The sequence below is a fragment of the Sphingomonas sp. SORGH_AS_0789 genome (assembly GCF_031453055.1).
Classification (GTDB): domain Bacteria; phylum Pseudomonadota; class Alphaproteobacteria; order Sphingomonadales; family Sphingomonadaceae; genus Sphingomonas.
Genome location: NZ_JAVIYV010000001.1, coordinates 2,198,361 through 2,211,756, shown reverse-complemented (window position 1 = coordinate 2,211,756; position 13,396 = coordinate 2,198,361). Strand labels below are relative to the sequence as shown.

Annotated in this window: 11 protein-coding genes; 7 read left to right on the top strand and 4 right to left on the bottom strand. The window is 65.1% G+C overall.

Features of this window, described 5'->3' with window-relative positions; all coding sequences use genetic code 11:
- Positions 1–24: 24 nt before the first annotated feature.
- Positions 25–1,131, bottom strand: coding sequence for a hypothetical protein (locus QE360_RS10205; protein WP_309701271.1), 1,107 nt, complete (start codon positions 1,129–1,131; stop codon positions 25–27).
- Between the two features lie 132 nt (positions 1,132–1,263).
- Here QE360_RS10205 and QE360_RS10200 point away from each other — a divergent pair, with 132 nt between their 5' ends.
- The 7 genes from QE360_RS10200 (at position 1,264) to QE360_RS10170 (ending at position 10,384) form a co-directional block, all read left to right on the top strand.
- The gene (locus tag QE360_RS10200) at positions 1,264–1,488 is read left to right on the top strand and encodes a hypothetical protein (protein ID WP_309701269.1); all 225 of its coding nucleotides are present in this window, start codon (positions 1,264–1,266) and stop codon (positions 1,486–1,488) included.
- Positions 1,485–1,967: a hypothetical protein gene (locus QE360_RS10195; RefSeq protein WP_309701267.1), complete on the top strand. Its 483-nt coding sequence runs from the start codon at positions 1,485–1,487 to the stop codon at positions 1,965–1,967. The genes QE360_RS10200 and QE360_RS10195 overlap by 4 nt, the downstream gene beginning before the upstream one ends.
- Positions 1,964–2,827: a hypothetical protein gene (locus tag QE360_RS10190; protein WP_309701265.1), complete on the top strand. Its 864-nt coding sequence runs from the start codon at positions 1,964–1,966 to the stop codon at positions 2,825–2,827. The genes QE360_RS10195 and QE360_RS10190 overlap by 4 nt, the downstream gene beginning before the upstream one ends.
- A 514-nt stretch (positions 2,828–3,341) precedes the next feature.
- On the top strand, positions 3,342–5,690 hold the full coding sequence (locus QE360_RS10185) for a transposase family protein (RefSeq protein WP_309701263.1): 2,349 nt from the start codon (positions 3,342–3,344) through the stop codon (positions 5,688–5,690).
- 53 nt (positions 5,691–5,743) lie between these two features.
- Positions 5,744–6,925, top strand: coding sequence for a TniB family NTP-binding protein (locus tag QE360_RS10180; RefSeq protein WP_309701261.1), 1,182 nt, complete (start codon positions 5,744–5,746; stop codon positions 6,923–6,925).
- Positions 6,922–8,793 (top strand): hypothetical protein, encoded by a 1,872-nt coding sequence (locus QE360_RS10175; protein WP_309701259.1) that lies wholly within the window; start codon positions 6,922–6,924, stop codon positions 8,791–8,793. The genes QE360_RS10180 and QE360_RS10175 overlap by 4 nt, the downstream gene beginning before the upstream one ends.
- A gap of 109 nt (positions 8,794–8,902) precedes the next feature.
- Positions 8,903–10,384, top strand: coding sequence for a hypothetical protein (locus QE360_RS10170; protein ID WP_309701256.1), 1,482 nt, complete (start codon positions 8,903–8,905; stop codon positions 10,382–10,384).
- A 264-nt stretch (positions 10,385–10,648) separates the two neighbouring features.
- On the opposite strand, the gene guaA is transcribed toward QE360_RS10170, so the two are convergent.
- From guaA to rplQ, 3 genes are all read right to left on the bottom strand, one after another.
- Positions 10,649–12,202 (bottom strand): glutamine-hydrolyzing GMP synthase, encoded by a 1,554-nt coding sequence (guaA, locus tag QE360_RS10165; RefSeq protein WP_307100363.1) that lies wholly within the window; start codon positions 12,200–12,202, stop codon positions 10,649–10,651.
- A gap of 32 nt (positions 12,203–12,234) precedes the next feature.
- Positions 12,235–12,819 carry a hypothetical protein gene (locus tag QE360_RS10160; protein ID WP_309701254.1) on the bottom strand — a complete coding sequence of 195 codons (585 nt, stop codon included), beginning with the start codon at positions 12,817–12,819 and terminating at the stop codon, positions 12,235–12,237.
- A 146-nt stretch (positions 12,820–12,965) separates the two neighbouring features.
- Complete coding sequence (gene rplQ, locus QE360_RS10155) at positions 12,966–13,388, bottom strand: 50S ribosomal protein L17 (RefSeq protein WP_307100367.1); 423 nt, start codon at positions 13,386–13,388, stop codon at positions 12,966–12,968.
- Positions 13,389–13,396 lie beyond the last annotated feature (8 nt).

The following is a 13,396-nucleotide window of genomic DNA, read 5'->3' as shown; positions in this document are numbered from 1 at the left end:
TGGCAACCCGCAACCACTCCGACGCTAATTCGGCGCAAGGTGCTGCAGAAGGGCGATCAGGTCGGCGGGCGGTTCCGATCCATCGACGCGCTCGAGTTGGTCGACGAGCGGCGCATTGTGAGCCTCGACCTCCAATGCCAGCCGGGTCACGTCGTCGGTGGTTGGCTTCGATGGCGTTACATCCCCTACCCCGCCCCCCAACTCCTGCGTGCGGTTCGGCGAAAGCGCGATGCGGCCGAGTCGAGAACCGATGGCCGGTTTGAGGTAGCGACCAAAGCGCTGTCGGCGCGTCGACGGCTCGATCGGAGCATTGACCCCAGCGGCCGCCACCTCCGCCTTGACGTCGTTCCACCGGTCGCCATCGACGCCGACGACGAGTTGGAAACCCTCCACTCGCTCGAGCCAGGCCACCCCGGCAAGAGGCGATCGGCGTATTCGCCTGAGCGCGTCCGAAGCGGCATCTGCGTATCCGCGTCGGCTGTGCGCCGGATCGCCCAACGCCGCGCCGAGCACGAGCTGGCTCTCCTGATCGACGATCGCGAACAGCGCGTATTCCGATCCATCCATCCGCTGCATCGAGCAGGCGCAGCAGTCGAACCCGACGTACTTGCCCGGTCGCGCCTTCCGACTGCGTCTGCGCAACTCGTCGTCCACGTAGCGGCGCAGAGTGTTATAGGTCGGGGGCTTTTTCCCCAGTCCCGGCGTCTCGGCCAGCTTCAGCGCGAGCTGACGCACGCTCTCGCCCGGATAGGCGTCGACCAGTTCGCGGGCTTGTTCCGAGAGCAGGTCCTCGTGCTTGCTTTTGCGAGTCCGGGGAGCGGTAGCGAGCACGCCAAGGACTTTGAGGGATGGAGCGTCACCCCATGCCTTGGCCATCTCGTAGAACCTGGAGGTGTGCTTCAGTCCGGCGTTCGCGGCGGCAAGCACCGCATCGTGCGGCGCCTTCTTCCTGTTCCACCGCGTCAGGGCGGCCATGCGCTGCAGCGCCTTCGCTCGCTGACGCTCGGAAAGTTCGGCCCATAGCACCGCCTCTTCCGCTGGCAGTGGGTTGCCGAGGAACTGCCGCAGCCGACGCATCGCCCCCTTCGACGACGTCACTTCAAGGTCAGGCGAATCGATCGGGGCGGCCATGGTTGCGTTCTAGGGCAGCAAACCCCACATGTCCATCTATCCAAACAAGATTCGTTGTGTACAAATAAGGATTGACCGAGCCGGGACGGTTACCTAAATACGCTGTGTCGATCACTGTTTGGACACACACTTATGAACGCCGATGAAGACGACAAGACGACGGAGCGCCTCGATCTCACCCCCGAGCCACCCGCGCCGCCCCCGAACCCGCGCTACGATTCCCCCCTCGCCTACGACTCGCTCTTCGTCCTGCTGGATTGCGACTTCCCCCGGATGGAGCGCGCGCTGACTTGGCGCCGCCGTCATTGCCGCGACGCAACTCGTGTGCGCTTCATGACTGGAAGGACCCGTAAGTGAAGGCGGTCTTCGGGAAGTCGGCCGCCAAGCGCGCCCCGCGGCCGATCAGCCACTCATATCGGCGCGTTGCCGTCCGCCGGCGTTCGCCCGACGGACCCGGACCGCGCATCGAACGTAAGACCGGAGAGCTCAGCCGCATTAGACGTTGGCCGGCCGAGACGCCTGTCAGCCCCGCCGCCCGGAAGATCATCGACGGCGACGTCTTCGCGGCTGACGGCGACCTCTGCCAGGTGGAGGAACTCCTTCCCTCGACCGGCGGCGCGCAGGCCGACGTTTTGATCATCCGGGAATGGTTAGAACTCGGCGAACGCTCGGCGTGCCGTGCGCTTCAGGTCCGCGACATCGAGGAGATGATCGTCGAGGAGCGCATCAACTTCCCCTTCGTCTGCGGCGCGAAGGAGTTCAATCTGTCCTGCGGCTGGGGTCCCGGCGATAGGCCCCTCGCTTCCGTCGGCATCGCGCTGGGCGGCGACCAATGAGGATCAAGCCGAGGGAAGCCGCCCACCCCGCCGGCATCCACAAGCTCAAGCCGAGCCAGGTCCGCATCCCGCTATCGCAGCAGGTACTCGCCGGCCTGGACCTGAATGCCCGCCTTTACGATGCCGCCTTCGTGGCCGACCGCACCCGGCTCATGCCGGTGGCGGAAATGCCGCACGGCGACGAGCGCCTTTCATCCATGGCGGAAATGATCAAGGAGGCCGATGGCGGCTCGCTGCGCACCTTCAGCGGCAACCGCACCCACGAGAATGGCTGGTGGCCCAGTTTCAAGCGTCGGCGCCTGCAGCACTGGGAGGGCAGCACCCAGCGGTTCGCTCTCCTCGCCGCCGAGTGCGACTTCACGGTGGAATGGGCGCAGACCGAGCCCTGCCTTCTCAGCTTTCCGCTCGGGGACCACTGGTTCGAATGGTACGCCGACCTGTGGATCAGCCGGTTCGATGGTCCCGACGAGATCTGGGAGATCAAGAGCAGCGAACGCCAGCTCGAGAAGCCCGGCTACCGCCTGAAGATGGCGGGCGCCCATGAGGTTCTGCGTCGCATCGGCATCCGTCACCGCATCGTGATGGCGGACGAGATCATCCAGAACCGTTTTCATCGCAACAACCTGGAACTGTTCGCCTCGCGCCGCTTCGTCACCATTCCGCCCGAGCACATGCGCCGCTTCGAAGCGTTTGCGCTCGGCAACGGTCCGGAATCCACATACGGCGAGCTCGCCAATGCCATCGACCGCGACTGCCCTGCCCGGGGCGCGGCGATCCTGCAGGGCCTCGTCGTCCGCCGCCGTGTCGAAATCGATCTGACCGACATGCTCAGCAATCGCACCCCCGTCCGCCTCCACTGACGATCCGGGCACGTACGACATCCGCTCCCGCACCGGCTCCAGCCCCAACCCCAGCCCCAGCCCCAGCCCCGAAGGAATCTCCCGATGAACACGCCCGCCAAGTCCCTCACGTCCAACCAGCGAAATGCCCGCGCCGGAACGAGGGCTCTTAGCCGCCGACCCGCATTGCCCGTCGCCGCGTCGTCGCACCGTCACGTCCGTACGGATCTTCGCCAGCACTGCGGTACCCGTGGTGCTAGCCTCTGTTCCGTTCGATCCAACCTGATCCATCTCGAAGTGCTTGGGCAGAGCACCCGACCGGTCGTCGTGGTCATGACGGACGTGTGCACCAGCGCAATCGTCGGCTGCCACATGAGCTAGTCGTAGCAGCCGCCCCATCAAGGCGGCGTCGAACCTGAGAAATCGGGCCGCCACTCCGGCGTCCCCGTCCGGGTTCGCAGGCCCGGTTCAACCGGATCGCGTGCCTGCGGTCGGCGGGACGCCGACGCACGCCCTCCATACCTGGAGAAGACGTGTGAACCAGCAGCCCCTGCCCCCCTACAACTTCCCCGTCGGCACGATCATCGAAATCGATGGTCGGCCGCACCGTCCCCCGATCGAACACATCCCGGGCCGTCTCACGATCACGGATTGCCATACCGGCCAGCCGTTTCTCATCCCCGATGGCAACGGCGGCACGGTTCTTCCGGCCCCCGCCGACTACGATCGGCTGACGATCGACGGACGGGTCGAGGTAAAATTTCCGCCAAGCATGATCGCGGCCGAGGCGCTGATGACCCGCGCCGAATGGGACATGTCCGACCTCGAGGAGTTCGATCCAAGGATCCGCTGGGTCATCAAGCAGGTCGAGGTGCTCGACGAGGCGGGCGTTCCCAACGGCATCAAGGCGATGACGGAGGGTCTCAAGACGCTCTGGACGCAGGAGCTGATCGACGAGTTCGGCGCCCACGCCCCGCCTGCGACGATCAAGCACTGGCGATCGAAGGGGAAGCCGGGTGCCCGTGACCACCGTCTCCTGGTTCGCATGGCTGGGCGCACGCCGCGCCGTTCGCTCGATCGCGATGTGGTGCGCGAGATTCGAATGAAGCACGCGCTGCTCTGCGTCGGGACCAAGGGCTGCATGAAGACGGCGTACGCAGCCGCGGTCACCGAGCTGGTCGAGGTCAACGAAGGAAAGAGCGCGGACTACCCCAGGCCAATCAGTCCGCACCTTCGCTTCAGCTACTCCACATTCCGCCGCGACTGCATCGCGCTGGAAGGTTCAGACACGGTGACGGAACGCGATGGCAAGCTCTTCGTGGAGTCGAAGATGCGTGGCGGCGGCAAACCGCTCACCGCCAGTCGCATCCTCGAGAAGGTCATCATCGACCACACCCCGCTCGATGCGTTCGTGGTGGTCGATCCCGAACGCGACATCGTCGCGGGTCGCCCGTACCTCACCCTCGCGGTCGACGTGCACAGCCGCGCGATCCTCGCATGGGTGATCACCTTCCGCCCTCCCAGCTATTGGACGGTAGCAGAGTGCCTGCGCCGCATGAACCTGCCCAAGCGCCCGCCTCCCCAGGACGCCGCGCGCTATCCGATCCTCGTCCGAATCTGCGGCAAGCCGAACGAGCTGATCCTCGACAATGCGGCCGAATTCACTGGCCACGGGCTTGAGGACGCCGCCCGCTCCGGATCCTTCTCGGTCCGTTTCTGTCCGATCAAGGCGCCCCGCTACCGAGCCATCGGCGAGCGCGCCATGGGCACCATCCCACGTCTCATGCTGGAGCATCTGCCAGGCGCGACCATGCCGATCGCCTATACCCGGCGCTCGGAGCACGACGCCGAGGATCTCGCCGTCGCCACGATGAACGAGATCGAGGCGATCGCGAACAAGGCGATCGCCGACTACCACACCGACCTCCACGACGGCCTCAACAACCTGCAGCCCGCGCTCGTCTTCCAGAAGTCGGCCAACCGCCACGGCATCGACGTCATGGCGGACGTCTGGCGTTGGCGCCTCGAGACGATGGAGACCAGGCAGAACGTGACCGTCAGCAAGAGCGGCGTGCGCATCTTCGGCGGGCTGCGCTACTACGATCAGGAGGGTGTGAAGCGTCTCATCGACAACTGCCTGCGCTTCGAACCGCGTCGACAGGCCCGGGTCGACGCCGCCATCCACACGAAGGTCAAGTTCGACCCCGAGAACATCGCGGTCATCCACGTCTGGGACAAGACCACGCTAAGCTACGTCGAGCTGCGCTGCGAGGACGAGACGTACAGCGACGGCATGCCGCTGTGGTTCCACCGCGAGCTTCTCGAACTCGCCAAGGCGGAAGCGACCGCCGAACCGGAGGAAACCGCCAAGCCGCGCGGTCGCCGTCGCAAGGCGGTGGACGGAGCGGCTGACGATGCCGAGCGGGTCGGCCTGAGCCGCCTGTCGGAACTCGAGGGCGAGGAAGCGCCCAAGGGGTTCAATACCGAGGCTGAGCGCCTCGAAGCGCGGGCGCGCCGCATCACCGCCATCCGGGCTATTGCCCCCCGAGCCGCCAGCCGCGAACGCGACACCGTTGCCCGCCTCTACGAGATCCCACGTCTGCGCCAGATCACCGGCAACATCGTTCACCTCGACACCGACTTTGCGAAGTCGGCCACGACGGACGATTTCATCAGCCACGACGTGTCGGCGATGACCGCACTGGACCTCGAAATTCGGGCCCCGCGTCCAGACACGCCGGAGAAGCGCGAAAGGACGGGGAAGGGCGACCGCCGCGATGCCGGCCAGCCGCGCAAGGTCGAACCGCGCATCGACCAGGAGCCGGACGCCGCTACGGGCACCGACGGCCACGTCAGCCGCCGCCGCCGTAACATCAATCGCTGAGCCAAAGCCCCGCCTGCGGGCCGCGGGCGGGGTCTTTTGAAGGAGAGTACCCCATGAGCAACCAGACTCACAGCAGCAGCGACGATATCGAGAACTTTCGCGACGATCCCGATCACGACCTGCAGCACATCGTCGAAACCGCGTCGGCACCCGTCGTCGGCTCCAACTCCGATGCGGTCGAACGTCGCCGCCTCGGCAAGCTGATCGCGGAGCGCCGCCTCCTGCTGCGCGGCCTGCCCATCCCCTACGGGCCGCAACAGGAGCTCGCCGCTGCACTCGACGAGGCGCTGTGCAGTGCCGATGAACTGCGCGAGGCAGGACTTCCCCAGCCCGGCTTGAAGCTGCTCGCCGACAGCTTCTCGGGCAAGAGTTCGGGCGCCCTGCGCTACGTCAGGGAGGTTTTCGAACGCGAAGAGCATCGCCCCGGCACGATCCCGGTCGCCTACGTCAAGCTGGACACCGACGGAACTGTCGGCTCGCTCGCGACCGACATCCTGACCGCGCTCGACCAGCCGAGGCCCAACGCCCTGACGCCCGACAAGCGCTGGGAGCGAGCACGCCAGGCGATCCGCGACTGCGGCGTGTCGCTGATCATCTTCGACGAGTTCCAACGCGCGAGCCGCCGTCCAACCATCAGCCCGATCATCGCCGGCAAGATCCTCGACATCATGGACGGTGACGACTCCAAGGGCGGCGACTGCGCCTGCGCCTTCCTCGGCAAGACGAATGCGGCAAATGTATTCAAGTCCTGTCCGGACCTGCGCAACCGCCTCGACTCACCCGTCCACATCCCCAAGCTGGTCTGGTCACGCGACGAGGTGGACTTCATGGCCTTCGCCGACGCCTACGACCAGGCGCTCGTCGACGCCGACATCCTCACCCAAAAGGCCGGCCTGGGAACCCCGGTCATCGCTCAGCTACTGCTCGAGTCCGCCGGCGGCCTCATCGGCCGGTTCGCCCGAATCATCGAGACCGCCGTCCTCGGCATCACCCGGGAAGGCGTGGATACGATCACCCGTGCAGACCTCCGGGACGCGGTCAGCGACTGGGCGATCGGCAATGGGCACATCAATTACAACCCGTTCGTGAAGTCGAAGGGTGACGTGACCACGGCCACAGGGGAAAACGCCAAGGATGACGACGGCGTAGACCAGACGCAAGATGATGCCGATCGGAAAGAGGATGGTTCCGACGACGATGGCGGGCAACCGTTTGCGCAGGAGAAGGCCGCATGAGCGGCCTCCTCCCCGCCACCCAGGTCAGACCCCCGTTCTTGTTGCGCGACGGGGAGTCCTTCAACGGCGGGGTCGCGCGCTTCGCATCCGACAACTGGCATGAACGGATGATCGAGGTTACCAGCGTGGCCGGCCTGGAGTTCGGACACAGGCCGTCCGCGTCGGCTGTCGAGCCCGAGCGGCTCATCTCCCTGGCCAATTTCATGGGTGTGGAGGTGGCCGAACTCAGTTCCCGCTCACGCCCGTATCTCGCGGACAATGCTGGCGGTGGCGGCCATCGGTTGTTCAACGGCCTCGCCTTGCCGACTTTCCTCGTCGAAAGCGGCATCCGCCGCTACGCCCCGGCCGCACTGCAGCGCCCCGATGGCGCTTATCACCGTGCGCTATGGGACCTGCGCCTGCTCCCGGTCTGCACCGAGACGGGCCAGATGCTGCTCGACCGCTGCCAGAACCCCATCTGCGAGGGCGGTCGCGTCGGCTGGATCATCACTTCCGGCATCGCCCACTGCGAGCATTGCATGGCCGATCTCCGCCGCAGCCAGAGTACGACCGTAGCGCCGGAGCTGTTGGCTGCTCTGCAGCCTGTGGCAGACCTCTTCGACGAGGATCGACGCTCGGCGGCGCTCGAACGCCTTCCAGGCAGGCTGTCCATCGACGACGGGCAACTCGCCGCCGATCTGCTCGTGGCCCTAGTCCCGGTCGTCGACCCGGGTCTGAGCCGTGACATACAGCGGTTGCATCTGATGGACCCGGAGCGCGTCTGCAAGGCGACCACTCAAGCCTGGAGTCTGATGGAGGGCTGGCCTCAACGCTTCATCGACCTGATCTGCTGCCGCATGGAGGCGCGCTCCAAAAGGCATGGCGATGGAAACGGCGGCCGCACGACGCGCTTCCTTCGCAAGTCCAACGCCAGCGGCTCAGCCGCCCTGAGCGCCTTGATCGCCGAAGTGCGCAGTAGCCTGGATCTCGCTGGTCCAAGCGGTCCGGTCATCGAAGCGCGAACCATCGGCATCAAGGATGCCGCCCGGCTTCTGGGGCTCGGGACCCAGCAGCTTGCCGAACTCCGCCGCGGCAAGGGACTCGCTACCATTCCTGCACTCCGCGCGGAACGGTGCGAGCTGCTGTTCGACCGCGCGGAAGTTCATCGAATCAGGCGCGAGGTTTCCGGACGAAAGGGGTTCGACAGCGTGAGCTACGACCTCGGCATCTCCCACGACGGCGTCTCGCAGCTTGCCGAGATGCGGCTTATCGACGTGCTGGAGCATCCCTCTCACTTCATGCGCTATGCCGTCCACCAGACGACCCAGGAGTCGTTCGCGCGGCTGACCGCGGACCTCTTGGCCCATCGGTCGTCTATCCCGAAGGATGAGTCCATCCGTATTGCGCAGGCGATGAAGGCTGTCGGCGGTCGCTTCAAGCCGTGGGGGCCGGCCCTGCAAGCGTTCCTCAACGGTGACATCGCATACTCCGTCGATGACGTCCCGGGCCGGTTCGCCGACCGCATCCGCATTCACGTCAAGGACGCACGCCGCGTCGCATCGCTGATTTACAGTGCCCCCACGTCGCAACGTCTGGCGCCCGCCACCATGATGTCGAAAGCGGATGCAATGGAAGTGCTCAACATCGCCTCGAAACAGGTGACCGAACTTTTCGCAGACGTCCCGACCAGAAAAGGTGGACGTGAAAAGGCGCTCGCCGTCGTCGACGTCGTCGCCATGGCTCGCCGCAGCATCTCGTCGGCCGAGCTTGCCGCCAGGCGCGGTGTCGCGACCCAGATCGCGTATGCAGATGCCGTGCGCTCCGGTATCGAAAGGCATGGCTTGGCTGGCTTCTGCCGCGTCGCAGCCGAGGCGGAGTTCGGACTGTGAAAATTTGCACAACATCGGACTGGTCGCAATCATCAGCCAAGCCGCCGCCCCTAGGCGAAACGCGGCTCGCACCATGGCATCACTCCACCGTCAACATTAGGTATTGACGATGGAATTCATCAAGCCGCTCCGGAACTACCTTCGACCGTACAACACGGTCTCCTTTCTCCAGGCGATCTGGTACTTGAGCAACCATCTCGAATTCGGGATGGATCTGCCCCGGTATCTCGCTGGCGCCAACCCGAATGGACTCAGGAGCAATCTGGCGCTGGGCTTCTTCCTCTGGGAACTCGACACGCTTGCACGTGAGGTCATCCTCCATTGCGAACCCCGAGTAGGAAGGCCGATCACCGAATGGGGTCAGGTCGCAAAAGCGCTGAATCTTCTCAAGCGGGCAGAGGAGGAAGGCTCGACCATCGACGAGCACAACGTCATGTCCGAGATGACCCGCATCGCCCATCGTCAGTTCCATTGGCAGCAAGGCGTCAGCCACAACGACCTCATCCGGACCAGAAAAATCTACCGGAGCAACGCGATGAACGACGTCGTCCGGACCGTCTACGGCCTATCCGCAGAGCAGGTCGCTCTATCCGGCTTCGCAGCACTTGCCACGTACATCGAACATTTCGCCATGACCGCCGACTGGTGCGAGAACGTCGTTCCCATGCTGGGCTTCAATCCCCGACCGGTCATCGAGAACCTGACCGTCGATCTAGCCACCATCCGCAAGAGCGCCCACGATGCGCGATCACTGAACGGGGACTGGGCCTACGCCTTCAATCCACTGTGGCTACATCCGCTCATTCGGATCGAGGATAGCGGAAGAATCATCTGTCCGATCCCGGGCCTCCTCGCACGCCGCATGACCGACGGCCTCTATTTCGATGTCGCCGGCCACGACGTCGACGTGCTCAGTGCCCACATGGGTCCAGCCTATCAGGCCTACATCGGCGAAGCATTGGACCGGGCTAACAAGGGGCGTTTCTCAGTCCTGCCGGAGCAACCCTATGGATCGAAGAAGCAGCCGAAGGACGCCGTCGACTTCATCGTCGTCGACGATACCGCATCGCTCTTCGTTGAGACCAAACTGCTGAAGGTGGGCCGCGCGGCCAAGGAATACCTCGCGCCCGACGCCGCGGTGACCACGCAGCTCGCCAAGCTCGCGAAGGCGATCGGCCAGATCTACGCAACGCTGTCCGACGCCCTTGCAGGCCAATATCCACATTGGAAGCCGAACGGGAAACCAGTTCATCCGGTTCTCGTGACCATGGACAACTGGAACCTGTTCACCCACACCACCCACGGCGATCTGAACACCCTCGTTCTTGCCGAACTCGACCGTCGAAAGATCGACCGATCGATCATCACGGACCACCAATATGTCGTCTGCTCGGCAAACGAGTTTGAGGTGGCCATCCAGGTCATGCACCAAGTCGGCATACAGCAGGTGATGGAGCCGCTCTCTCAAGGCGAGAAGGTCGGGTGGCTTTTTTCAGGCCATCTGCGTCAGAGCTTCTCGAAGGAATTGCAGTCCGTTGTCCCGCTGTTCCCCGAAGAGCGGCGATCGCTCCTTCCAAAACCGCCGGCCTGACGTTGGCCAGGGCGCCTGCAACCTAGTGCGGTTGACGGATCGGTCCAGAGGGTGGAAAAATGGGCGATAGGTAGGTCCACGGGTTGAAAACGGTCCACGTGGATATCTGCCATTGTCCTTAGCGCTGCGGCCCAAGGACAATGAAGAAGGACATCCCCCCTCCCCTCATGGCAGACAACAAAACGCCCCGGCTTTCGCCGAGGCGCTGCATGACATGTCAGTCGGCATTGCCGCGACCCTGTCCGGCAGGGTCGCGGGGCCGTGTCACTCCCACTCGATCGTGCCAGGCGGCTTGCTGGTATAGTCATAGACGACGCGGTTGATGCCCTTGACCTCGTTGATGATCCGGGTCGTCACGCGCGGCAGGAAGTCGCCGGGGAAGTCGAAGGCCTGCGCGGTCATGCCGTCGACCGAGGTCACCGCACGCAGCGCCAGCACCGAGTCGTAGGTCCGCCCGTCGCCCATCACGCCGACCGACCGCACCGGCAGCAGGACCGCAAAGGCCTGCCAGATGGCGTCGTACAGCCCGGCGTTGCGGATTTCCTCGAGATAGATCGCATCCGCCTTGCGCAGGATGTCGCAACGCTCGCGCGTCACCTCGCCGGGGATGCGGATGGCGAGGCCCGGTCCGGGGAACGGGTGGCGGCCGACGAACACGTCGGGCAGCCCCAGTTCGCGACCCAGCACGCGGACCTCGTCCTTGAACAGTTCGCGAAGCGGCTCGACCAGCTTCATGTTCATGCGCTCAGGCAAGCCGCCGACATTGTGGTGGCTCTTGATCGTGACCGACGGGCCGCCGGTGAAGCTGACGCTCTCGATCACGTCGGGGTAGAGCGTGCCCTGCGCGAGGAATTCGGCGCCGCCGATCTTCTTGGCCTCCGCCTCGAACACGTCGATGAAGGTCTTGCCGATGAACTTGCGCTTGGCCTCGGGGTCGGTGACGCCCGCCAGGCCGTTCATGAACAGGTCCTGCGCATCCACATGGACGAGCGGGATGTTGTAATGGCCCCGGAACAGGCTGACGACCTGCTCGGCCTCGCCCTGGCGCAGGATGCCGCCATCGACGAAGACGCAGGTCAGCTGGTCGCCGATCGCCTCGTGGATCAGCAGCGCGGCGACCGACGAGTCGACCCCGCCCGACAGACCGCAGATCACCCGGCCGCTGCCGACCTGCTCGCGGATCTCGGCGATCTTGGAGGCGCGGAACTCGGCCATCGTCCAGTCGCCCGAAAGCCCGGCTACGTGACGGACGAAATTGCCGATCAGCTTGGCGCCGTCGGGGGTGTGGACGACTTCGGGGTGGAACTGCATCGCGAAGATGCGGCGCTCGTCATTGGCGATGATCGCATAGGGCGCGCCGGGGCTGGTCGCGACGACGCGGAAGCCCGGCGCCAAAGCCGTGACCTTGTCGCCATGGCTCATCCACACCTGGTGCCGCTCGCCGGTGTTCCAGACGCCGTCGAACAGCGCGCAATCGCCCTCGACGGTGATGAACGCCTCGCCGAACTCGCCGCTGTCGCCCTTCTCGACCTTGCCGCCCAGCTGCTGGGTCAGCGCCTGCTGGCCATAGCAGATGCCGAGCATCGGCAGGCCGCTGTCGAGGATCGCCTGCGGGATGCGCGGGGAATTCTCGTCCACCACGGAGGCCGGGCCGCCGGACAGGATGACCGCGGCGGGCTTGATCCGCGCGAACGCCGCTTCGGCCGATTGGAAGGGAACGATCTCGCTATAGACCCCCGCCTCGCGCACGCGGCGCGCGATGAGCTGGGTGACCTGGCTGCCGAAATCGACGATGAGGATGCTGTCGGGGTGCTCCATGGCGGTCCGATAGCGATGTCTTCTGGAAAATGCTACCGGGTCGGGAGGGTTTGAATCCCGTCGATCGCGATCATCCGCACCGCTTGCGCATCGACGCGGCAGCGGAAGGCGCGGCTCTCGCCCGCCTCGCGGTAACTGGTGCGCAGCAACACATCGCCCTGCACGTCATAACCATTGCCCAGCGGATGGGCCGAGCGGACCTGCCCGACCTGCGCCAGCGCGAAGCTGCGCCGCCCCTCGCCTTCCGCCGCCTGGGCGCAGGCATGGACCGCCGCCTCGTCGTCGGTTTCCGCGCGATAGGGAGATGGCGCCTCGGCGGCACGAACCGGACGGGAGACATCGATCGCACCCGAATCGCTATGGGGCGTCAGATTCTTGCCCGCGGTCAGCGCTACCGCCGTCGTGAGCAGCGCGCCCGCGACGAAGCCCCCGGCGATGGCGTCCGCCTGCTTGCGCTGTTGCGGGGTCTGCCATTGCCGTTCGCGATCGGTGGGAATGAACGGCGCGACCGGCACGACCTGCGGCGACGTGGTGGGCGAAGACGCCCCGTTCTGCGCCGCGAGCGGCAGGGGAAGCGCCAGACCCGCCAGAATCCACCCGACCGCCATGAAACGCATTCCCAGCCTCCCTCGATTCGCGCCCGTAACGTTATACATCCCGGCTTTCGCCTGGCTGAACATGCTTGAAACGGCGGATACGAAAAAGGGCCGCGCCATCGCTGGCACGGCCCTCTCTCGAAGGTGTCTCGAAAGACGCGCGGAAATTACGCGGCTTCGTCGAAATCTTCCTCGGTCATGACCGGACCCGAATCCTGGCCCTTCGCCGAGACGTCGCGGTCGACGAACTCGATGATCGCCATCGGCGAGGCGTCCGACGCGCGGATGCCGGCCTTGATGATGCGGGTATAGCCACCGTTGCGGTCCGCATAGCGCGACGCCAGAACGTCGAACAGCTTCACCAGCTGCGCGTCGTCGAGCAGGCGGGCATGGGCCAGACGACGGTTCGAGAGACCGCCCTTCTTGGCCAGCGTCACCAGCTTTTCGACATAGGGACGCAGTTCCTTCGCCTTGGCGACGGTGGTGGTGATCTGCTCGTGCTTGATGAGCGCGGCCGACATGTTGCGGAAGAGCGCGGTACGATGAGCCGAGGTACGCTGCAGCTTACGGCCGCCGACGCGATGACGCATGGGTAGTT